The 21848-nt window shown below is 42.0% G+C and carries 22 protein-coding genes and 2 riboswitches; of the genes, 14 read left to right on the forward strand and 8 right to left on the reverse strand.

From position 1 onward, the window contains the following. Positions 1–261: 261 nt before the first annotated feature. Entirely contained in the window at positions 262–801 is a 540-nt protein-coding gene (locus AC13FX_RS07255) for a YciE/YciF ferroxidase family protein (protein ID WP_482879880.1), read from the reverse strand. Positions 802–1076: 275 nt separating this feature from the next. Here AC13FX_RS07255 and AC13FX_RS07260 point away from each other — a divergent pair, with 275 nt between their 5' ends. The 13 genes from AC13FX_RS07260 (at position 1077) to AC13FX_RS07320 (ending at position 13129) form a co-directional block, all read left to right on the forward strand. Beyond that, the gene (locus AC13FX_RS07260) at positions 1077–2447 is read left to right on the forward strand and encodes a PAS domain-containing sensor histidine kinase (RefSeq protein WP_482879881.1); all 1371 of its coding nucleotides are present in this window, start codon (positions 1077–1079) and stop codon (positions 2445–2447) included. Positions 2448–2473: 26 nt separating this feature from the next. Next, the gene (locus tag AC13FX_RS07265) at positions 2474–3142 is read left to right on the forward strand and encodes a response regulator (RefSeq protein ID WP_482879882.1); all 669 of its coding nucleotides are present in this window, start codon (positions 2474–2476) and stop codon (positions 3140–3142) included. A gap of 187 nt (positions 3143–3329) precedes the next feature. Then, on the forward strand, positions 3330–3782 hold the full coding sequence (locus tag AC13FX_RS07270; RefSeq protein WP_482879883.1) for an Hsp20/alpha crystallin family protein: 453 nt from the start codon (positions 3330–3332) through the stop codon (positions 3780–3782). A gap of 326 nt (positions 3783–4108) precedes the next feature. Continuing rightward, a complete protein-coding gene (gene ppsA, locus AC13FX_RS07275) occupies positions 4109–6511 on the forward strand; it encodes a phosphoenolpyruvate synthase (RefSeq protein WP_482879884.1) in 2403 nt (800 codons plus the stop codon). Between the two features lie 10 nt (positions 6512–6521). After that, on the forward strand, positions 6522–7961 hold the full coding sequence (atpD, locus tag AC13FX_RS07280) for a F0F1 ATP synthase subunit beta (RefSeq protein WP_482880154.1): 1440 nt from the start codon (positions 6522–6524) through the stop codon (positions 7959–7961). Beyond that, positions 7948–8337: a F0F1 ATP synthase subunit epsilon gene (locus AC13FX_RS07285; protein WP_482879885.1), complete on the forward strand. Its 390-nt coding sequence runs from the start codon at positions 7948–7950 to the stop codon at positions 8335–8337. Before atpD ends, AC13FX_RS07285 begins: the two co-directional genes overlap by 14 nt. 19 nt (positions 8338–8356) lie before the next feature. Continuing rightward, positions 8357–8647: an AtpZ/AtpI family protein gene (locus tag AC13FX_RS07290; protein WP_482879886.1), complete on the forward strand. Its 291-nt coding sequence runs from the start codon at positions 8357–8359 to the stop codon at positions 8645–8647. A 1-nt stretch (position 8648) separates the two neighbouring features. Continuing rightward, a complete protein-coding gene (locus AC13FX_RS07295) occupies positions 8649–8948 on the forward strand; it encodes an N-ATPase subunit AtpR (protein ID WP_482879887.1) in 300 nt (99 codons plus the stop codon). Further along, positions 8938–9654, forward strand: coding sequence for a F0F1 ATP synthase subunit A (locus tag AC13FX_RS07300; protein ID WP_482879888.1), 717 nt, complete (start codon positions 8938–8940; stop codon positions 9652–9654). The genes AC13FX_RS07295 and AC13FX_RS07300 overlap by 11 nt, the downstream gene beginning before the upstream one ends. A 2-nt stretch (positions 9655–9656) precedes the next feature. Next, positions 9657–9926 (forward strand): F0F1 ATP synthase subunit C, encoded by a 270-nt coding sequence (locus AC13FX_RS07305; protein ID WP_482879890.1) that lies wholly within the window; start codon positions 9657–9659, stop codon positions 9924–9926. A 1-nt stretch (position 9927) separates the two neighbouring features. After that, positions 9928–10719, forward strand: a complete 792-nt coding sequence (gene atpF / locus AC13FX_RS07310; protein ID WP_482879891.1) for a F0F1 ATP synthase subunit B — start codon at positions 9928–9930, stop codon at positions 10717–10719. Next, complete coding sequence (locus AC13FX_RS07315; RefSeq protein ID WP_482879892.1) at positions 10716–12242, forward strand: alternate F1F0 ATPase, F1 subunit alpha; 1527 nt, start codon at positions 10716–10718, stop codon at positions 12240–12242. The genes atpF and AC13FX_RS07315 overlap by 4 nt, the downstream gene beginning before the upstream one ends. Before the next feature lie 2 nt (positions 12243–12244). After that, positions 12245–13129, forward strand: coding sequence for a F0F1 ATP synthase subunit gamma (locus AC13FX_RS07320; protein ID WP_482879893.1), 885 nt, complete (start codon positions 12245–12247; stop codon positions 13127–13129). A gap of 20 nt (positions 13130–13149) precedes the next feature. On the opposite strand, the gene AC13FX_RS07325 is transcribed toward AC13FX_RS07320, so the two are convergent. Then, complete coding sequence (locus tag AC13FX_RS07325; protein WP_482879894.1) at positions 13150–14976, reverse strand: adenosylcobalamin-dependent ribonucleoside-diphosphate reductase; 1827 nt, start codon at positions 14974–14976, stop codon at positions 13150–13152. Continuing rightward, positions 14973–15491 carry a hypothetical protein gene (locus tag AC13FX_RS07330; RefSeq protein WP_482879895.1) on the reverse strand — a complete coding sequence of 173 codons (519 nt, stop codon included), beginning with the start codon at positions 15489–15491 and terminating at the stop codon, positions 14973–14975. The genes AC13FX_RS07325 and AC13FX_RS07330 overlap by 4 nt, the downstream gene beginning before the upstream one ends. A 196-nt stretch (positions 15492–15687) precedes the next feature. Here AC13FX_RS07330 and AC13FX_RS07335 point away from each other — a divergent pair, with 196 nt between their 5' ends. Continuing rightward, a complete protein-coding gene (locus AC13FX_RS07335) occupies positions 15688–16002 on the forward strand; it encodes a hypothetical protein (RefSeq protein WP_482879896.1) in 315 nt (104 codons plus the stop codon). Positions 16003–16018: 16 nt separating this feature from the next. Here the strand turns inward: AC13FX_RS07335 and AC13FX_RS07340 are convergent, their stop codons facing one another. The 5 genes from AC13FX_RS07340 to AC13FX_RS07360 form a co-directional block, all read right to left on the reverse strand. Further along, positions 16019–16564: a flavodoxin domain-containing protein gene (locus tag AC13FX_RS07340; RefSeq protein ID WP_482879897.1), complete on the reverse strand. Its 546-nt coding sequence runs from the start codon at positions 16562–16564 to the stop codon at positions 16019–16021. A gap of 155 nt (positions 16565–16719) precedes the next feature. Continuing rightward, a complete protein-coding gene (locus AC13FX_RS07345; RefSeq protein WP_482879898.1) occupies positions 16720–17208 on the reverse strand; it encodes a BCAM0308 family protein in 489 nt (162 codons plus the stop codon). An 11-nt stretch (positions 17209–17219) separates the two neighbouring features. Next, positions 17220–17876, reverse strand: a complete 657-nt coding sequence (locus tag AC13FX_RS07350) for a phosphoribosyltransferase (protein ID WP_482879899.1) — start codon at positions 17874–17876, stop codon at positions 17220–17222. Between the two features lie 50 nt (positions 17877–17926). Continuing rightward, positions 17927–18337 (reverse strand): TraR/DksA family transcriptional regulator, encoded by a 411-nt coding sequence (locus AC13FX_RS07355; RefSeq protein WP_482879900.1) that lies wholly within the window; start codon positions 18335–18337, stop codon positions 17927–17929. 166 nt (positions 18338–18503) lie between these two features. Beyond that, a riboswitch (TPP riboswitch) is annotated at positions 18504–18596 on the reverse strand. Between the two features lie 343 nt (positions 18597–18939). Next, positions 18940–19032: riboswitch (TPP riboswitch) on the reverse strand. Between the two features lie 274 nt (positions 19033–19306). Next, entirely contained in the window at positions 19307–21841 is a 2535-nt protein-coding gene (locus AC13FX_RS07360; RefSeq protein ID WP_482879902.1) for an efflux RND transporter permease subunit, read from the reverse strand. Positions 21842–21848: the final 7 nt, after the last annotated feature.

Here is a 21848-nt window from a genome sequence, read left to right on the forward strand (position 1 = left end):
TTAACTCTGAATACATTGGGTGGTTTTATTGTCTTTTTTTAAAAGCTTTAGCTTCTTCCTTTAATTTCAGTTTTAAATTAAAAGGTTGTTGTAGTCATTTAAAAAACTGTTCTTGTAAAGGATTTGCTTACAAGACTCTATACGTATATACAATATTAAGTTGATCTATATTGTGTACAATATAATTGAGGGTTAACTTAATGCCGTCGTTGGGTCACAAATTAATAATTTTTTTAATTGAATACCTTTTCAAACTGTAACTCAGCGAATTTCAGTTTTATTGGCAGCTGCCACTAAGGCATTCCAGGTAGCACTTCGATTAATGTCTTTTTCAGCAAGTTCACTTAGCCAGATATCTGCGTCTTTGGTTTCCTGCAAATTGCTAAGTAAGGATTCTGCTATGTCGTGTTGCTCCAGTACCTTAGCATACGCAATTGATGTTCCATACCCGGCCACCTCATAATGATTAATATGCTGTATGGAAGTTATAAGGCTTGCATCCCTGACTTCCGGGATCTGACATCTGTTGGCCAGGCCAATAGAACTTTTAATAAGAGCTTTTATTCCAACACAATGTTCCCCTTTGGGGTTTTCTTTAAGTATCTCAAATACATGTTGCAGTCTTTCTCTTTGGTGTTTGGTATGCTTGATCTGAACGATGATCAGGTCATCCAACTCGTCTGATTCAGAAATATCAACCGCTTCTTCCAGGAATATCAGTTTTCGATTCACACCATCGTATAGATCCCGGAGCTGTTCCATCATGAGGTCATAGAGATCAATAATGTCATTTTTTTTCATTAGCTCGTATTTAAGGTTTAAAATAGGAGAGAGTATTTTTAGATCCTGCCATTGAATAAGTATGAAATCCTGATCATAACTATAAAAGGGCAAAGCAACTTTTATAAGTGGGGGAAAAGATTACATTGTTGTAGGGAAGTCCATTAACATATATTTCTAAGTAAATAATTATGATAAAGGTGAGACAATAAATCGTTAATTTATCATGTCATATCATCAAATATTGGAGTGTATAAATGAGCTTCATGGAAATCATAGGATCAAGTAGATCAGATTTGGAAGATAAATCTCTGATAGTGCTTAATGATCTTCCAGTGATGATCCTTATCTCCGATCTGGACGGTAAAATTGTGTACTCCAATCAATATATAGAAACTGTTTTGGGTTTCTCTTTTCAGGACCTCCAGGATCTGCCAGTATGGTTTCTCTACAAAGAGCAGGATAAAGGGGAGCGGCTTTTCAATAAGTGGAAGCAGAAGGCCAATGTTGGAGAGACCGTTTCGTTTAATTTAAATATCCAGCTTTCGAATAAAACAAAGAAATGGCTCGATGTTAAGGTCAGAAAACCGAATAAGTCACAGTCAGAAGGATTGGTATTATGGACTGCCTCGGATATCACCAGGCTGAAGATCATGGAGCGTGACCTTGCCAGGAATAAAGCAAGGGTGGAAGCTTTTCTGGAATCTGCAGCAGAAGGTATACTCACTACCAATAAAAATGGGAATATTCTCAATTTGAACCCTGCGGTGGAACAAATATTTGGATATCGTGAATCTGAGATGGTAGGAGAAGAGATATCATCGTTTATCACCTTACCAACATCAGAATTTGCTGAAGCGGATCTAGTAGGTAAGAGAAGGATGCTGATGGGCCAAAAACGTCAGGTACAGGCTATACATAAAGATGGCCACATTTTTCCGGTTGAACTAAGCCTAAGCAAAATTACCGCCGGTAATGATATTTTCTATACCGGACTCATCAGGGATATAAGTGAGAGCCGTAAACTAGAGGCTGAGATCCTGAAAATAGCAGAAAAAGAACGCTTCAAGATCGGGCAGGACCTGCATGATGGAGTTGGGCAAATGCTTTCAGCGATCGCTATGATCAGTGGAAATCTGGCTCGAAAAGCTAGAGCCAATGGTCTTTCTTTAGCTACAGAGTTAGATGAGATCACTGATATGATCCATGAGGCTGATCAGGAGGTAAGACAACTTTCACATGGCCTAGCTCACGTAGAACTGGAGAATGAGGGGCTTCAGTTTGCATTGAAAAGAATGTGCGAACGGTTTCAGTTATTGTCAGATACGCGCTGCCGGTTTGTTTGCAGCCCGGGTTTAGAGATAAAAGACAATATTACAACCCTGCATCTATTTCGAATTGTTCAGGAGGCCATACAAAATGCGATAAAACACGGAAAGCCTAAGGAAATCAAGGTTCAGATTAAGAAAGATGAGAATTACATTGTATTGTTGGTAGAGAATGACGGGGATGGATTGATGAATGATATCGAGATAGAAATGCAAAAAGGGATGGGACTAAATACAATGAGATACCGTGCTGAAATTCTGGGAGGTAATTTCAGCATTGATAATACATCGGATGGCCGGACCAGGGTAAGGTGTATCATTCCGATTCCAAGTGAATAAAAAAGTCAATTAAAGGGAGCAAAAAGATGAGTTTTAACTTTAAAAAACGAGTAATTGTAGTGGATGACCATCCAATGATGCTCAAGGGATTGGTGATGACATTGGATGCCGAGCACGGTTTTGAGGTGGTCGGAAAGTTCAGCCGGGCAGAAGAAGCCCTTCAAACTTCAATGGATCTTAATCCGGATCTGGCCGTTGTTGATATTTCCCTTCCTGGAATGAGTGGTCTTGAACTTATTAAGAACCTGATCGGTATGAACCAAAACCTGAAGATCCTGGTGGTTTCCAGGCATGAAGAGACCTTATACGCCGAGCGAGCTTTGAGAGCCGGTGCAAAAGGATATGTCATGAAACAGGAAGCCGGTGATGAAATGCTGAAGGCGATCAGGAAAATATTGAATGGTGGAATTTATGTAAGTGATGAGGTCAGTGAAAAACTCCTATTGGGAATGGCTTCGGGGCAAAAAAATCTATCGCAGTCACCCATCGATCTTTTGAGTGACCGGGAACTTGAAGTATTCGAAATGACCGGCCAGGGAAACAATACAAGGGAGATAGCTGAACGTCTTCACCTTTCAGTTAAAACGGTAGAATCATACAGAGCACGCATTAAAACAAAGCTGAACCTGGATAATGCCACCGAACTTATGATGCATGCCGTAAAATTTGTGGAAAATGAAAAGAAAGCGAAATAAATATTTACCCTTCTAAAAACCTGAGATTATTCTTTGTAAGGGATTTCACTAAAAAGTTCCCCATCATTTACCTACATCCCTTCTAAGGAAGTTCTGTCATAATATAGCCCAAATAATGTATTTCTTTTATGTAAGGTATCATTAAGCCGAAGAATTGAGAAATACTTACAAATTAAATTGAGGAATTATGAACAGAATTGCGAAATACACCCGACAATCTCCGATAGAATCATTAAAACATCAAATGGATCGTTTTTTTGATGACCTGTCCCCATTTACCCTGAGAAGCAATAATGAAAGTTTAATGGGTTTGGACCTAATGACACCGGATACTGATATGATGGAAACCGAGAAGGAATATATCGTTGCGGTTGATCTGCCCGGGTTCCAAAAGAAAGACATCAAGATCAACTACGAAGATAACCGTTTGATCATCAAAGGAAGCAGAAAGGAAGAAACCAAAGAAGAGGAAAAAGATTATTTACATCGGGAACGCTATTTCGGTGAATTTATTCGCTCCCTCACTTTGCCAACCAAGATCAAGGAAGATAAGATAAAAGCCTCGTTCAAGGATGGAGTACTTACTGTTACCGCCCCTAAAGTGGAAGTAAGTCAACCTAAACTGGTTACAATTGATTGATCTGAACCCAGGAGGTTTTAAAACACCAACTATTTTGGACAACCTTGACCGTGACGGATCTTACTTCAGGATAGCTATGTCTGCTACATCACTGATCCTGCCAATAGGATTGTCACCACAAGGTTGTCCTTTTAATCATAAAAAGGTCATCGCAGTTTGATCAGACCACGATAATGGGATAAAAGAAGGCTGAATAAATAATGAAGATACCTGACAGATCAAATAGGGCTATCAATACTTCGGATGAAGTAGTTCATTCATTTACCATCAGTAATCCGTTGAATGGTGGTACCGGATCTGTAACAGGTTAATGGAAAGGAGCAGTCATGGAAGAGATATATGAAAAGCTTGTAGTGAAGTTCAGTGATATTGGAATAGAACATATACCGCTTGTGGGTGGTAAGAATGCCTCTCTTGGGGAAATGATCCATAACCTGGGTAAAAAAGGCATCAATATTCCGGATGGATTTGCCACTACGTCTGAAGCATATCGGCTTTATATAGAAGAAAATGATCTTGAAGAACCAATAAATGCCATTTTAAACGAATTTAAAGCAGGTCATATATCTCTTGAGGAAACCGGAAGCAGTATCAGGCAGCATATTTTGAATGGCATATTCCCGGCCTCAATTGGCGAGCAGATCACTGAAAATTACAAACAGCTCGAAAGCCAATATGGTACCAAAAATATAGATGTTGCGGTACGCAGTAGTGCCACGGCTGAAGATCTTCCACATGCTAGTTTTGCCGGACTTCAGGAAACTTATTTGAATATCAGGGGCACTGCCGAACTTATTGAGGCTTGTAAAAAGTGCTATGCCTCTTTGTTTACAAACAGGGCTATATCCTATAGGGAAGAAAAGAATTTTGAGCATATGAAAGTTGCCCTCTCAATAGGGATCCAAAAAATGGTGCGTGCCGATAAAAGTTGTTCCGGTGTAATGTTTACTGTTGATACGGAAACAGGTTTTCCGGATGCAATTTTGATAAATGGTTCATGGGGGTTGGGAGAGAATATTGTTCAGGGCACAGTAAACCCGGATCAGTTTTATGTATTCAAACCATTTTTAAAGGATAAAAGCAGGTCGCCTATTATTGAAAAGACCTTAGGCAGTAAAGAGCTTAAGATGGTCTATTCAGAAGATGGTAATACCAATACTCATAACATTCCAACCAAGAAAGCAGAACGTCAGCAATTTGTACTTAGTGATAAAGAAATTCTGAAGTTGTCAAGATGGGCGGTTGCCATCGAAGAACATTACCAAACTCCTATGGATATTGAGTGGGTAAAAGAAGATGACACAGGAGACCTATACATTGTTCAGGCCCGACCTGAGACAGTACAGTCACAGCAGTCAGGAAGGGTTTTAACCACATATACCATTGAAGAAAATAACAATGAGGTATTAGCTCAGGGAATTAGTATCGGAAGCAGTGTAGTACATGGGGTAGTGAAATTGGTAAAAAGCCCCAAAGACCTGAAGCACATTCAATCCAACCACATTCTTGTTACAAGGATGACAGAACCGGACTGGGTACCTTCGCTAAAGAATGCCGCAGGTATTATAACCGATTTTGGTGGAAGGACCTGCCATGCTGCTATTGTTAGTAGGGAATTGGGAATTTCTGCGGTGGTAGGTACCATGAATGCTACCAAAATATTAAATAATGGAGATATGGTCACCCTTTCCTGTGGTGAAGGTGACCGGGGTAAGGTATACGAGGGATTCGTTGACTTTAAAATTCAGGAAGTAGACCTGGAAAAATTACCGCCTACTAAAGTGGATATTATGCTTAATCTGGCTACTCCAGAGTCGGCCTTTAAATGGTGGAAACTACCGACCCGGGGTATTGGACTTGCCCGGATGGAATTCATTATCAGCCATCATATTCAAATTCACCCCATGGCACTGGTACATCCTGATAAGATCGAGAGTGAACAAGAATTTGAGAAAGTGAGAAAGCTTACAAAAGGCTATAAGGATCACGAGACCTATTTTGTGGACAAGTTATCGGCAGGTATCGCAAAAATAGCTGCATCTCAATATCCTCATCCGGTCATTGTACGCACCAGTGATTTCAAGACCAATGAATATGCTCGCCTCATAGGAGGTAGTAGTTTTGAACCACACGAGGAGAACCCAATGATCGGTTGGAGAGGAGCTTCCCGTTACTACAGTGAAGGTTATCGTGATGGCTTTAAGTTGGAGTGTAAGGCCCTAAAGAAAGTTCGTGAAGAAATCGGTTTTAAAAATGTGATCATAATGATCCCATTTTGCCGAACACTGAATGAGGCCGAAAGAGTGCAACAGGAAATGTCTTTAAATGGGTTGAAGCGTGGTGAAAATGGGCTTGAGGTATATATGATGTGTGAAATTCCATCCAACTATATATTAGTGGAAGAATTCGCTGAATATTTTGATGGGTTTTCGATCGGCTCCAATGACCTTACGCAGCTTATTTTGGGTGTTGATAGGGATTCTGCTGAGCTTGCTTATTTGTTTGATGAAAATGACCCAGCCGTTAAGAAAGCCATACGTGATGTCATCAAAAGGGCTCATGAATCGAAGAGAAAGGTCGGGTTTTGCGGTCAGGCTCCAAGTGATGATCCGGATTTCGCGACTTTCCTGGTAGAGTGTGAGATCGATTCTATATCACTGAATCCAGATAGTGTCATATCCACCATCGAAAAAATTATAAATGCCGAGAAAAAAGAAGTACCCGCTTGATCATGGTTTCATGCATGAAAATAACCACATACCGAAAAGCGACTTGGTAGAGATCGCAACGGCCGGTGAAGAGAGAGCCATCGGGCGGGTACGTTCGGTTCGAGGAAGTGTCATTGATATTCGTTTTGAACAGCACCTTCCGGAATTGCAATCGCTGCTGGTATCTGACTCTAAACGATCCATATTTGCAGAAGTAACTGCTCATGTGGATGAAGAAACCGTGAGAGCACTGGGACTTAACCCTACTGCCGGACTCCAAAAGGGAACGGTATTTTATGATACCGGTGATGCCCTCAAAATTCCGGTTTCGCCACATCTCAAGGGACGTATGTTGAATTTATTCGGTGAACCGGTCGACGAGAAAGGTGAGGTCGAAGCTGCAGAATATCGATCGGTATTTCAACCGGCCGTTCCGTTATCAGCTCAACAAATCGGACAGGATATTTTAACCACCGGAATAAAAGCTATGGATCTGCTTTCACCTCTTGAAAGAGGGGGAAAAGCCGGACTTTTTGGAGGAGCAGGTGTCGGGAAAACGGTTCTTATCATGGAAATGATCCGAAATATGGTAGCCCGCCACGAGGGTATCAGTTTATTTTGTGGTATCGGGGAGCGTTGCCGGGAAGCCGAGGAATTATACCGGGAAATAAGTGCCGCTGGCGTATTGGAAAACACCATCATGGTATTTGGCCAAATGAATGAACCGCCCGGTGCCCGATTTCGTGTAGGGCAGACGGCATTGACCATCGCAGAATATTTTAGAGATGTGCATCGCAGGGATGTTCTTTTACTGATCGACAATATTTTTCGATTTGTGCAGGCCGGCTCAGAAGTATCCGGATTGATGGGGAAAGTAACCTCCCGCCTGGGTTATCAGCCCACATTGGGTAGCGAACTGGCACAACTCCAGGAACGAATCTGCAACACCAAAAACGGTAGTATCACCTCTATTCAAGCTGTGTATGTTCCGGCCGATGATTTTACTGATCCGGCTGTGACGCATACGTTTTCACACCTCTCATCTTTCATTGTCCTTTCAAGAGAACGGGCTAGTCAGGGATTATATCCCGCGATAGATCTGCTGAAATCAGGTTCTAAAATGTTGGCTCCACATATAGTGGGCGACCGGCATTATCGCGTGGCTCAGGCTGTAAAAGAGGCTCTGGCTCACTATGAAGAACTTAAGGATATCATTTCTATGCTGGGAATGGAAGAACTTTCTTCTGAAGACCGGCAGCTGGTAAATCGTGCCAGGCGTTTAGAACGATTCTTTACACAGCCTTTTGCCGTTACTGAACAATTTACCGGTGTGAAAGGCAAAATGGTAGGAATTGAGGAGATCATCTCAGGAAGCGAACGAATATTAGATGGTGAATTTGACAACATACCCGAACAACGATTATTCATGATCGGAAATATAGACGAGGTCAAACAACATGATGCAGCTTAAAGTTATGGAGCCCGAAAAGATGATCGTGGATGTACAGGCTGATAAAGTGATTGCTGAAGGACAAAATGGTTCGTTCTGCCTGGAACCCCGGCATGTGGATTTTGTGTCAGTCTTGAAGACCGGAATATTGCTTTACACATCGGGAGATCAGGAACACTATGTCGCAGTGGATGAAGGAGTTTTGGTAAAGTGTGGAAGGCAAGTGTTGGTTTCTGTACTGAATGCTATAAAAGGGGATACCCTGGAAGAATTGAAACAGCGTATCCTGAAGGAATTCAAAAAAACGGAAGCGATGAATCAAGCATCAAAAATTGCTTTAAAAAGTATGGAAGCTGATCTACTGCTACGGTTTATGGAATTCGAAAAACACCAATAATTCAAATTTATGAGCAAAGTTGGAAGAAGATAAACAAGGAGAACAATTGGCAGAGAAGATAGGTGATAAATCATCTCGCAAGCTTCGTGCCCGAAAAGAGAAGCATAAGGGACTTTGGTATGGATTGGGCATGTTTGGTTTGGTAGGCTGGGCAGTCAGTATTCCAACGCTCTTGGCGCTGGCACTCGGTATCTGGATAGATCATAGCTATAAAAGCAAATACTCCTGGACCCTGATGCTTCTGGTTCTTGGAATTGGGATCGGCTGCATGAATGCCTGGTATTGGATCACAAAAGAATCAAGAGGATAACATGGAATGGATCAGATTAATATTACCACTTTTGATCGGTGTTGGATTGGGTTTTCTGTATTTCGGAGGTTTGTGGCTTAGTGTTCAGAAGATCAACACCGCATTGTATCCGGTTTTATGGATGATCAGCAGTTTTGTTATTCGGATCGGGATATTATTGATAACGTTTTATTGGTTAGTGATGGTTAGTTGGACGTATTTAGCTGTTGCCTTTATTGGGTTTCTGATAACAAGGTCCGTATTCATTCAGCGATTCAAACCGGTCAAACACTTGTCGGCGGGAGAGGACTATGGAATTTAATATTGATGATATCATCTATTGGGAATGGGGGTTTTTGAAAATTAATGCCACGCTTTTGTATTCCTGGCTCATCATGGGGCTGTTGGTTGGAATGGGCTGGCTTATCTCCCGAAATTTAACTTCAGGCATTGATATGAACCGGCGTCAGGCATTTTATGAATCACTCGTGGTATTTATTGTTACTCAAATTGAGGAAGCCACACAGCAGAAAGCGGACCGGTATTTCCCATTCATCAGCACCCTTTTTTTGTTCATTACATTCTCGAATGTGATCGGGGTGATACCGGGAGTGCATTCACCAACAGCTTCACTCACAACAACAGCTGCTCTGGCATTCAGCGTTTTTGTTGCGATACCGGTTTTTGGTGTGAGTGCACGGGGTTTTAAAGATTACTTTTCACAGTACGTCAAACCCACACCGGTGATGCTTCCGTTCAATATAATCGGAGAACTATCAAGAACCCTGGCATTGGCCATTCGCTTGTTTGGGAACATAATGAGTGGGAGCCTGATCGTAGCGGTGTTGCTGAGTTTGAGTCCTTTGTTCTTTCCGGTGGTCATGCAGGCTTTTGGGTTGGTGATCGGGGTTATACAGGCGTATGTGTTCTCAATATTGGCCCTCGTCTATATTGCTTCGGCCACTCGTACACATCCTGCAAAAAAATCTGAAACAGAAACAGGATCATTAACCACAAACATGGAGTAATTATGGAAATGGAAGGCATTATTGGCATGGTATCGATCATTACGGCAGGGTTCACGATCGCTATAGGTTCGATCGCCCCGGCATTGGGAGAGGGGAAGGCTCTGGCTCAGGCACTCATGGCCATTGCTCAGCAACCTGATGAAACACCGGCTATTACCCGAACGCTTTTCGTAGGTCTGGCGATGGTGGAATCAACGGCTATCTATTGTTTTGTGGTAGCACTGATACTCATTTTTGCCAATCCATTCTGGAATTATGTGATGGGAGGGTAGCGTGGAACTTGACTGGTTCACTTTTGTAGCACAGATCATCAATTTTCTCATCCTGCTTTGGTTGTTGCAGCGGTTTCTGTATAAACCGGTTCAGCAGGTAATGGAAAATCGGGAAAAAGAGATCACCAACCGTCTGGAAGAGGCTCGCCTTACCCTGATAGACGCACAGGAAAAATTGTCAGATCACCAACAAAAACTCGACCACTTTGAGGAAAATGAAAAGTCAATGTTGGCCGAAGCCAGGCAGGAAGCCGAAGAATACCGAAAGAATTTACTGACAGAAGCACGATATGAGATCGAAAAACTGCAGGATCGCTGGCGTAAGACCATTGATGAGGAAAAAGAACAATTTTTGACGGATTTAGAAGAGCGTTCATTCGAGAAGGTTTTGGATGTAGTGCGAAAGATCATTCATGAATTAGCAGATCAAGAGCTGGAACATCATGTATTGACCAACTTCATTCAAAAGGTAGAAACCATTTCACCTGAGCAGATCGAAATATTTACTCAAAGCACAGATCATACACTTGAGATCACGACCGCTTTCCCCTTGAAAGAAAAGGACAAGCAAAAAATGATAGCAATTTTGCGTGAGATCTTTACCACTGATGTTGAATGTGGTTTTTCAGAACGACCGGAGTTGGGGTTGGGTATCGAGATAAGGACCTCCGGATGGAAAATGGGCTGGAATCTGAGATCCTATCTGGAAGAAATGAGAACTGATATGGCTTCCATCTTAAGGCGCGCAGCCGGTGAAGAAACCCTGAATTCCACTGAGGAACCTATCCTATGAATGATCGATCTCTGATATCGGTGGCATCAAGTACATTTTCAGGGTTTGAAGAAGTGTTTAATCAGGATAAAAGGTTGCAGCTAAGGGAATATGGAAAAGTGATATCCGTGGGTGAAGGTTTTGCCCGTGTCACCGGCTTGCCCAATGCCGGAACCGAAGAGTTGGTATGGTTCGAAAATGGATGTCCCGGCCTGGTCTATAACCTGGATGCTGATGAGACTGGTATCATTCTTTTAGGGGAGGAAAAGGATATTGAAGCCGGACTTGAAGTATACCGATCCGGTAACATCCTGGAAATACCGGTAGGTGAAGAATTGATTGGCCGTGTAGTAGATCCCCTGGGACGACCTTTGGATGGGAAAAGACCACTTATAGCAAAACAGAAGTACCCGGTAGAACGACCGGCTCCACCCATTATTCACCGGGCGCCGGTTGAACGTCCGCTGCAAACCGGAATTAAAGTGATCGACGCACTTTTTCCCATCGGCCGCGGTCAGCGAGAACTCATTCTTGGGGATCGCCAAACCGGTAAAACGACCATAGCTGTAGATTCCATTATCAATCAGCATGACAAGGAAATGATCTGCATTTACTGTGCCATTGGAAAACAAAATGCAGCCATCGCCCGGGTGATAGAGGACTTGCGGATAAAAGGAGCAATGAGGTATTCGATCATCGTTTCGGCAAGCAGTGACAGCCCGGTAGGCTTACAGTACATAGCGCCGTACGCAGCAACCAGCATTGGGGAATATTTCATGGAGCAGGGTAAAGACGTACTGATCGTATATGATGACCTCACCTGGCATGCACGGGCGTACCGGGAATTGGCTTTGTTAATGAGAAGGCCGCCCGGTCGGGAGGCCTATCCCGGAGATATTTTTTACATACATTCGCGGTTATTGGAGCGCTCTACTCATTTGAAACCGCTTTATGGCGGCGGATCCATGACCGCTTTACCTATCGTAGAGACCCAGGCTCAGAATATCTCTGCATTCATTCCAACCAATTTGATCTCTATTACGGATGGTCAGTTATATTTGTCACCGGTGTTATTTCAAAAAGATGTTTTACCAGCTGTAGATACGGGGAGATCTGTTTCCAGGGTTGGTTCCAATGCACAACTTCCGGCCTATCGATCAGTTACTAAAAAGTTACGATTAGCTTATGCCCAGTTTGAAGAACTCGAGGCTTTCTCACGATTCAGTTCCCGGCTGGATGAGGAAACCCAAAAACTGATTCGTCGCGGACGATTGATCAGGGAGATCCTGAAACAACCTCAGTTGAGTCCCGTTTCTGTGGAAGAACAGATTGTAATACTCTTGGCAGCTACATCTGATCTGTTGGATGATATTCCTCCAAAAGATATTGCAGCTCTAAAACAGAGAATTCGTGCAAAAGTAACTTCTATGTCGGAGGAAATAGATCATAGAATGAATTGGCAGGATCATCTTGAAGAAAATGACCGGGAATTTCTGTTGGATATTGTTCGCCCATTGATCATGCTATCACCGGAGGAGGGTTAACTATGCAAAAGCTGGAATACCTTCAACGTAAAGTACATAGTGCCGAGGAACTTCAGTCTATCACCCGAACCATGAAGATCCTGTCAGCAGTCAGCATTCGACAATTTGAGGAAGCGGTTAAGTCTCTGGCTGAATATTTTGATACCCTGGAAATGGGAATGCAGATCGTATTGAGGTCAGCTCGATCTAACATTTTGTCTATAGAGAAAAATGAAGATAATTCAAGTAAAGGAGTGATAGCCATTGGGTCCGGACAATCGCTATGTGGTCCTTTTGATGAAACGCTAACAGCCTATATCCATGAAAAAATTGGGGATTTTAAGATCGAAGACCTTCATTTCCTGGTGTTGGGCGAGCGACTGGCAGATCATTTGCAAAATGATGGGTTTACGGTCGACAAGAGGCTTGAGATACCGGGGAGCGTTGAAGGTATCAGTTCGGAAGTACTGGCTGTACTGAATGGTATTGAGCAATGGCAGGTGGAACAAAAGATCGGTTCCATCATTCTGATACATAACAAACCAATGGCTCGAAAGGGATTTACGCCCAGGGTTCAGCATTTATTACCACTGAATAAAGCCTGGCTTGATCACCTTACCAACCGCCCATGGCCTACCAATAATTTACCTCAGTTCACTATGGATATAGATCTGCTGTTCATGTCATTATTGCGGCAATATTTGTTCGTCTCGTTATTCAGAGCCCTGGCCGAATCACTGGCAGCTGAAAATGGGAGTCGCCTAAGTTCTATGCAGCGGGCTGAGAAGAAGATCGAACAACGGTTGGATCAGTTACGAAATGAGTTTTTACACGAACGACAGGCCTCCATCACTGAAGAACTTTTGGATATCATGGCGGGGTTTGAGGCGGTTTCTCACCGGGAGTGACCGTACTGAGGATATAGACCTTAATCCGCCTCTCGATCAGGAGTACAGCAATGGATATTCGTTTCTCCATTTTCAGGTTCAAGAATGGAGCCGGTTACTCGGTTTGGGCGGAAGGTGGTACAGCCCTTCAGCTTTAGTTCATAGGCCAATTCATACACATTCTTGAAATCATGAAAAGGGTGATCTTCAGGAATATTGATGGTCTTAGAGATGGAATTATCAACATAATGCTGAACTACAGCCTGCATCTTAAGATGATCTTTGGGTGATAGCTGTCGCGCCGTTACAAAATACTCGGGAAGGGGCTCATGCTGCTTTTTCCCCATGAGCCATTTCTGATAGGCAAAATCAGTTATGGTGTGCGATCCGGTATTTCCCTCTGCATCCAACACTTTACGGTGGTAGGTAAAATCAAAAACCGGCTCTATTCCACTTGATACATTTCCTGCCAGCAAACTGATGCTCCCCGTAGGTGCGATGGATAAAAGATGACTATTTCGGATTCCCTTCATCTCAATGCCTTCTTTTAAATGTTTGGGTAGTTTTTTAATGAACGGTGACTGCAGGTATCGTTGCTTATCAAAAAGTGGAAATGCTCCTTTTTCTTTGGCCAGTCCAATGGATGTCTGATAAGCCGTGTGTGCGATCAGCTTTATGATGTTTCCGGTCATCAATCGGGCTTCCTCACTGCCATAATGAAGTTTCATCATTATGAGAGCATCAGCCAGACCGGTGATACCAAGACCAATTCGCCGCGTTTTTAATGCTTGGAGCTGTTGTACTTTGAGTGGGAACCGGGAGATCGAGATCACATTATCTAGCATGCGTACGGCTGTGGCAGTGATCTTTTTCAGGGCTTCCTCTTTTAAATTGGCCTGATCCGAAAAAGGTCGGTCGATAAACTGTGTTAGATTGATGGAACCGAGATCACAAGCTCCATATGGTGGCAGAGGGACTTCTCCACAAGGATTGGTGGCTGTAATATGTTCACAATAGTACAGGTTGTTCATATAATTGATGTGATCTACAAAAAGTACTCCCGGCTCTGCATAATGATAGTTTGCTTTCATCAGTGCCTCCCAGACTTCCCGGGCTTTGACCACCCGCATGACCGAGTAGGATAGAGGGGAATCCGTATTTTGCCATCCTTTTTTTACAATTGAATTTGTTGTTTCTGCTTTGATATCACCCGTAGGAAAAATAAGTGGCCACTCCTTGTCTTGCCGAACAGCCTGCATGAACTCATCTGTTACTAATATGGAAAGGTTGAAATTTGTGAGCTCACCCGGTTTATGTTTTGCTTTTATGAACTCAAAGATATCGGGGTGATCGCAGCGCAGGGTGGCCATCATCGCTCCGCGACGAGATCCGGTGGAAAGCATAGTGGCACACATAGAGTCCCAGATCTTCATAAAAGAAACGGGACCTGAAGAAACGGTATTGCTTGTCTTGGCGATGCATCCTTTGGGCCTTAAGGTGGAAAAATCGCACCCGATGCCACCACCTTTCTGCATGGTAAGGGCACTTTCTTTTAGGTTTTCGAAGATGGAAGGAATGGAATCCTGCATTTTCCCCATCACAAAACAGTTGAAAAGAGTCACTTTATGCTTGGTTCCTGCTCCTGCAATAATGCGCCCGCCCGGTATGAACTTAAAGGCTTTAAGTGCCTGGTAGAAGTTTGTTTCCCATTTTAATTGCTCTTTATCTTCGGCATTTGCCAATGCCTTAGCAATACGCTTCCAGGTATCTTCAATAGATTTTTCTGTACCAAAAGAACCTGACTCCATTCGGTATTTTCGAGCCCAAATCTGTTGTGATAGTGTATTCTGGAATCCATGCAAATTCATATACGATGCAGGTTTTTTTGACCTTTAGAAGTTATTTCCGGTTTCTTATTAAATGGAACTAAAGATGAGAAATCACCTCGTTCTTTTAGGATCAGGAAAGCAGCATATGCAGCAACTAACGGGAAAGGAAAAGCAGACCCCACACCCAGGGGAGATATTGCGATCAAAAAGATCATAGCACCTGCAGATGCAATTTTTACCCAATAACCATACATGAACATGCCCAATGCTATTAATGCCTGCCCTATGGCTATCAATGTGACTATTGGGGTTATGTGGTCAGCAAACCAGCCTAGAATGAGATCGTGATAGATCGGAATGGCAAGGAAAGCAAATTCGATGTAGAGGTCAGGTGTCTGAGAAACGACCGTTAAATTCTTCCAGGCCGCCCAGCCAAATAAAAGAGCAAATATAAACCTGCCGATCTTTGGGCTTTTCCAGGTTGCGAATAAGATCAGCAGACCTGCAAGATTTGAAAAAACCCATGGTATAAAATATAGATCCAATCCTTTCATAAATTTCTTTTACGGATGTTAAATTGGTAGTAAATAATAGCAAAAGGGTTGTATATAAATTCAGGGAAACAAGTGGATCTATTTGTAAGGAATTCCTCCCTGCCGTTTTTTATTTGTGGATGTCAGGTAATGCCCTGCATTAATATTAAAGCTGTTGAGTTATATTATTTAACACATAACAAAACGGGAGAGGATCATGTCTGAATTGATGCAATTGTACTCATTTATTACGGTTGGCTTGTTGATCGGATTTGTTACAGGGTCAACGATCAAAAAAGAGGGTATATCTTTTCAAGGGAATTTATTCTGGGGCGTGGTGTCAGGTATCATAAATGGATACATTGGACTGTGGTTTTTACCCGGGGATGGTATATTCTTTGCATTTCAGGGTACCTGGGCCGTTCTATTTTTGATCAATGCTTTTCATTATCACCATATTGAAGATATCCTGCTTTATCCCGATACAAATGCAGCAGTTATTAATGAACTGACATTTAAAAATGTAAAGTAGTCTTAAGTTAAATAACTTACACTCTGCTAATTTCAGATACCGATTTTTCGATCTTTGTTAAGATCCGTTTTACCTGTTCCCAATCCGTATATTCATGGTCATCTGAATTGTCGGTTTGAGTGTTGTTTCTTGGAGCAATATTACGGGCGATAAATTTTTTAAAGAAATTATATTCTGAGTATCGAATAGCTCCGGCCAAATGTTCGATAAAAGTTGGATGCCAACCTGTTCGGCTCAAAAAATCCTTGGTAATTTCTTCAAGCTCTTCCCAACCCTCGGGTTCATCATTGGCAGCAGTCAGGCTAACGGTCACAAAGACGCCAACAACATTATTCATGACCTTTGCATAGTCACCGGCATATTGCTCAATAGAGTCCTGAAATTTGTCATTATGAACGGAAGAGGCGATTATGACTGCATCAAAGCCAAACGGACTTAAATTTGGACCGGTGGAATTGTTCAGTGAGACTGTATGTCCGTTCAATCTTGCTTCATTCTTTAATCTTTCACAGATCTTACGGGTTTGTCCTTCTACAGTACCGTATACGATCAATAACTTCATGGTGATGGGATATGAGTGATAAGTTAGGACAATGATATATATTGCATGGATTCGGTACGGTCAGGTATTTGGCAAAATGAGGGTAAGGAATACCCTTACATAAAGGAGAGTCTAGAATATCAGAAATTATAATCTGTAGGCTGTACCTTAAAAAACTACCGGATCCAGCGTACACGAGCTAAACTTTCAGCATCATAGGATATATCCAGTTCACCCTCATACGAATTCCTCAAAGCATCCCCGATCATTTTTGGCAGATGCATTCCTGTTGTAGTAATGGTCAGTTTACCATCAGACTCAGAGATCTTGATGATACGTTCCAGAGGATGTTGCTCAGATTTTTGTTTTTCAAGGTTTCGAATCAAATTCAGGAGCTCATCTTTATGAGACTGAAAAAATGATCCTTCGACCTCGATATATCCTGCGGGATAATCGTCCCGGATGCGTTGGCAAGCCGGACAGATCTGTTTGTTATCAATAAATTCTAAGGATTTCCAAGTCCATCGCCCATTAGTAAAAACAGATCCGCAATCCGGACAAATGGTAGGATCAGGCAATTTCTGCGTTCTTTGGTAAGGGTCGTGGCGGTCATCGTCAAAGATCCGGGTACGTTCTTGTTTAAAATAATATCTCTTTCCTTTCATACAGCTTATATTTATACCTTTTGAAGCATTAATGGCTCATTTCTGAATTTTGATCGTTTAATGAATTTTAGTACCTCTGCATCATTTTGATTCTCAAAATGCTCATATGCCTGGGATACCGCGTAAAAATTCTCAGGTGTTTCCAGAATCACAACATCAGATACAACATCCTTCAATAGCCTTGGGATCTCAGGACCTGATACCGGAGCAGCAATAATGATCTTAGCAGCCCCGGCTTTTTTGCACATTTGAATGGCAGCAAATAGAGTAGCCCCTGTAGCAATACCATCATCCGCTAAGATGATGGTTCGGTCTTTTATATCCGGGATCGGAGCTCCTTTTCTGTAAGTATGGATCCGCCGCTTGATCTCTGTTTGCTCCTTCTTAATAACCTTTTCTATCAAACTTCGATCAAGATGTGATTTGATCCGTGGATTGAAGAAAAGACTTTTATCCTCTGCAATAGCACCAAAAGCGGTCTCAGGTTGTCCTGGATATCCCAGTTTTCGAGATATGAGTATAGACCAATCGCAGTTAAGAACTTTCGCCAGGTAGTATCCGATCTCAACACCACCCCTTGGAATGGCCAATATCAGGGGCTTCTCCTCTCTATATTTCTCTAAAGCCCTTGCCAATTTAATTGCGGCATCCTGTCGGTTTTTGAACATGGGTTTTTCAATCCGGGTTTTGGCGGACTGCCTCTCTCAGTTTGGTCAATTTAACTTTCATAATCAGAAAGGTTTGAATTTTTCGCATTGATACTAAATCGTGTATGTGGTACAGCTTCTAAACGAGCCCTGGAAATGGGTTGACCTGTCGCCTGACATATACCAAATGTTCCATTATCGATGCGTTCCAATGCGTCGTCTATTTGTTTGATATATTTTCGGGTTCTCTCCATGAGCTGATAATTAAGAGTGTCGCTTTGTGTATCTGTTCCTGCTTCCTGAATATCAGAGGCCGGCATATAATCCGGGTCATTATCATTATCCAGTATGTTGATATTCTCAGTAAGCAAGCGGATCTCTTCTTCAGCATTTTTACGTTTAGACAAAAGTATCTTTCTGAAATAGTCCAGTGATCTTTTATCTAGGGGAGAAGAAGGGATATTGACTTTAGAGATCTCCATGGCGATGAATTAGGGATTAGTGTAATTAAATTTAAGACCACTCACTGATCTTAATACTCCAGATGAATATTTACTGACAGCAGATATTTATTTTTTTTGTAGTAGAATTCACTGCATCCAGGTATAAAAAAAGCCCGCAGTATAAATACTGCGGGCTACTCAATAATTAGAAAGTTAACTGTTTCCTTACGTCGGTATGAACCGCATCAAGTAATAGAGGTAATATCTCAGCTCATTACAAGCACCCTCAACAGTTCGCTTTCGGGTATGCCGTTTAACGGGCATTCCTTACTGATAACCGAAGCATACTCTTCAAAAAATCCATTGGATTGATCTTAGCAGTAACCGACGGCTTCTTTTTTCGGTTGATCCCTGTTCTATTTAAAGGATCAGAGATTATGCTGTTTTTTAAAATTAACTACCATTAAATCAAAGACTCTGACCTAATGTAATTCATGCCAATGTGAACAGATGCAGGGAATAGGAGAATCGGGTTGTAGGAATTTCCACTCCTAAAATGTAATGCTCATGACTTGCACTACCCGTAATCTATAATTACATAAAAAAAGCCCGAAGCAATTAAGCTTCGGGCTACTCAATAATTAGAAAGTCGGCCATTTCCTTTCGTCGGTATAGTCCGCATCAAGTTATTGAGGTATGATCTCAGCTCATTACAAGCACCCTCAATGGTCGGCTTTCTGGTTTGCCGTTTAACGGGCATTCCTTATTGATAACCGATATACACTAACTAAAAAGATCAATAAAGACCTGTCTGATCAGTAACTGGCGGCATATTTTCCCAGTTGATCTTCATTCTATTTAAAGAGATGAAGATTGTACACTTTATTTAAACTAACTACCATTAAGTCAAAGAATCTGTTATTAATCTATACCATGAAAGGGTCTTATAAAGCAGGGTAATAACTCAATATCATGTAAGTATTTTCCGGGCTAATATTGTAGGGTGATTTATTTTTGTTTACTTCCTGATAAATATTCCATCATAAAGATGATACTTGGCAGCAACACCAAAGCTGCAAGCAGTGAAAGACCAATTCCCCAAACGGCTAGTTCTCCAATCGTTCTTAGCCCCGGATGGATAGAAAACAACAGGCCACTGAAACCAAGCATGGTAGTAAAGATGCTAACACTAATATGCTCTCCGGTAGACCTAAGCACTTTTCCGATCGATCCTTTTCCTTCTTCTTTATATCTATGCACCATATGAATTCCACTGTCGTCTCCAATACCCAGAATGGTTGGAAATACCACGAGGTTATAAAAATTCAATTTCCAGCCAAATAAGACCATTATTCCAAATAGCCAAATAAAGCTGGCAATCAAAGGTAAAAGTGCCAGGATCACCCATTTGATATTTTTAAGGATCAACAACTTAAATATGATAATGAAGGTTATGGTGAGTGCAACCATTAGCGGAGCTTCATCCATTAACAATCGCAACATATCTGAAGCCACAATAGACGTAGAACCGGCATAGTAAGTGATTCCATTGGCTAAGGTGACTGAGCTCACATCATCTGCAAAATCCATAGAGTTACGCCCATCAGATAACCCTACGGCAGGGCGAATGATCACAAGATTCCCAACTAAACCTGAAACAGATGTAAAAGGGGCCTTTATGAAATCGGGTACGCTGTCTAGTGGTATGATATGTTGTGTAGAAGCGGCCTCCCTAAGCCTAAGAATATCCCGGTTCGTAGATTTGATAAGAAAAGGGTCATCCAGTAATTCATTGATCTTGGTAATTCGCTCGATCTTTTTATTGGCACTATCGACATCAAAAGGATAACGGTCCTGAAAGATCTCAACCTCTTTGATAGTGGGGGAGCTGAAATCCATATCCATACGTTTTCTCAATATATCTGCTACCTGAATAGCTACTGAGGGATCGTTTACAATGATGTAGGCTGAGTTCCGATCACTTCGGCCCCGTGAGGCTGTAGAAGCTACTCTGTTCATCTCATGATAACGTTCATATTCAGGTTCTAATTCTCCAAAATCATATTCAAATGAAAGGTTTGGAATTTCGATCACAGCTATGGCAGTTATGATTACCGAAAGCCCAATGACACCCATGGAAATAAATTTCCACTTGTTAATATTTCTGTTTGAACCAACAGGAAATTCAGCGTCACTTTTGTGTGGTGTTAAAGTTTCGGTATGAAGGTTCAGAAATGGACTGCGTTCAAGTAAAACGAGCAAAGCCGGTAAAAAAATGATATAAGCCACTATCGCAAGCATCAGGCCAATTCCGGATATAGTTCCAAATTCACTGAACCCCTTGAAATCGGCAAGCATAAGTATGAAAAAAGCAGCAGCGGTTGTTATACCAACAGCAAAAATGGCTTGACCGGTTGTCATAAATGTGGTCTCAATAGCTTCTTCTACTGGTTTTCCGGTACCACGTTCTTCTGTGTACCGGGCAAAGAAATGGATCCCAAAATCAATACCCATGCCGAATAAAAGCAAACCAAGTGTTGAGGTCATAATATTGAGGTGACCATAGAGCAGGTAGGCGAGTCCAAAAGTCCAGCACAGGCTAAGCACCAAAGGTAATCCCATAATGATCGTATGAGCCGGAACTTCCTTGAGCTGAGTCAACAGTCTTCTGCCATTTAACACATTCCCGAATCGAATACGATAACTTTTAATATAAAAGTATCCAACCACAGCCAGCATTAATATAAGTACCCCGATGCCGAATGAGCCTTTAACATCATCGACGATCGTTTCAATTTCTATGAGTGTACGGATCATGCGACCTGCTGCATAAACCTGCATATCAGGGTGGAAGGAAGAGGGGTTCAACTCACGAATTAACTTGTTGAGATCGGAATAAGCATCCCGGATAAATGTTAACTCCGTTTGAGCATGACTCGGGAAAAATTTGACAACAAGGACCGTAGAGTCAGGAGAAATATTATATTCGGAGCCTACCAGTTCATCGTATTTCGAGTTTAGTTCATTACCCAATGAATCAGTGTTAAGTCCGGTGTCATCCTCCAGATCAAAGTAAAAGGGATTCGCTTTATTTTTGGCATCATTTATCTCGGCTTCCAGATATTCCTCTAGCAGGTCCAATTCAGATGAAGTGGCAAAATAGAGTGCATTCCGCTTCATGAACTCGATCTCACGCTTATATTCTACTCGCGTAAAATACGGTTCTCCGTATTTAGCCCGCTGTAATTCCAGAGCTTTTGGTATCAGTGAATCGGCGAAATTTTGATTTGCTTCAAAAGAAGGGCTTTCGATCGCGACGGTGGCATCATGTTCACCTCCCACCTGCTCGGTAAGTGTATTTAAAGCCTGTACACTGTTATAACTTTTGGGAATGAGTTTCGATAGATCGGTATCAATTGTAAGGTTGTTGGCCATCAAAAATCCAAGAATGGCAAATCCAAGGCTGATCAAAACGACCCTGACCGGTTTAATAATCACCCAGCGTATAAATGGTTGGAGCGATTTGAAAAGCTGCTCGATCATGGATCCA

The organism is Gracilimonas sp. B-17, from assembly GCF_056857935.1.

Coding starts and splice junctions, on each gene's coding strand:
- AC13FX_RS07315 (WP_482879892.1), top strand. CDS start 10,716: ATGAATGATCGATCTCTGATATCGGTGGCATCAAGTACATTTTCAGGG.
- AC13FX_RS07330 (WP_482879895.1), bottom strand. CDS start 15,491: ATGAAAGGATTGGATCTATATTTTATACCATGGGTTTTTTCAAATCTT.
- AC13FX_RS07345 (WP_482879898.1), bottom strand. CDS start 17,208: ATGAAAGGAAAGAGATATTATTTTAAACAAGAACGTACCCGGATCTTT.
- AC13FX_RS07350 (WP_482879899.1), bottom strand. CDS start 17,876: ATGTTCAAAAACCGACAGGATGCCGCAATTAAATTGGCAAGGGCTTTA.
- AC13FX_RS07340 (WP_482879897.1), bottom strand. CDS start 16,564: ATGAAGTTATTGATCGTATACGGTACTGTAGAAGGACAAACCCGTAAG.
- AC13FX_RS07295 (WP_482879887.1), top strand. CDS start 8,649: ATGGAATGGATCAGATTAATATTACCACTTTTGATCGGTGTTGGATTG.
- AC13FX_RS07325 (WP_482879894.1), bottom strand. CDS start 14,976: ATGAATTTGCATGGATTCCAGAATACACTATCACAACAGATTTGGGCT.
- AC13FX_RS07255 (WP_482879880.1), bottom strand. CDS start 801: ATGAAAAAAAATGACATTATTGATCTCTATGACCTCATGATGGAACAG.
- AC13FX_RS07305 (WP_482879890.1), top strand. CDS start 9,657: ATGGAAATGGAAGGCATTATTGGCATGGTATCGATCATTACGGCAGGG.
- AC13FX_RS07355 (WP_482879900.1), bottom strand. CDS start 18,337: ATGGAGATCTCTAAAGTCAATATCCCTTCTTCTCCCCTAGATAAAAGA.
- AC13FX_RS07270 (WP_482879883.1), top strand. CDS start 3,330: ATGAACAGAATTGCGAAATACACCCGACAATCTCCGATAGAATCATTA.
- AC13FX_RS07335 (WP_482879896.1), top strand. CDS start 15,688: ATGTCTGAATTGATGCAATTGTACTCATTTATTACGGTTGGCTTGTTG.
- AC13FX_RS07265 (WP_482879882.1), top strand. CDS start 2,474: ATGAGTTTTAACTTTAAAAAACGAGTAATTGTAGTGGATGACCATCCA.
- atpD (WP_482880154.1), top strand. CDS start 6,522: ATGCATGAAAATAACCACATACCGAAAAGCGACTTGGTAGAGATCGCA.
- AC13FX_RS07360 (WP_482879902.1), bottom strand. CDS start 21,841: ATGATCGAGCAGCTTTTCAAATCGCTCCAACCATTTATACGCTGGGTG.
- AC13FX_RS07320 (WP_482879893.1), top strand. CDS start 12,245: ATGCAAAAGCTGGAATACCTTCAACGTAAAGTACATAGTGCCGAGGAA.
- AC13FX_RS07300 (WP_482879888.1), top strand. CDS start 8,938: ATGGAATTTAATATTGATGATATCATCTATTGGGAATGGGGGTTTTTG.
- AC13FX_RS07285 (WP_482879885.1), top strand. CDS start 7,948: ATGATGCAGCTTAAAGTTATGGAGCCCGAAAAGATGATCGTGGATGTA.
- ppsA (WP_482879884.1), top strand. CDS start 4,109: ATGGAAGAGATATATGAAAAGCTTGTAGTGAAGTTCAGTGATATTGGA.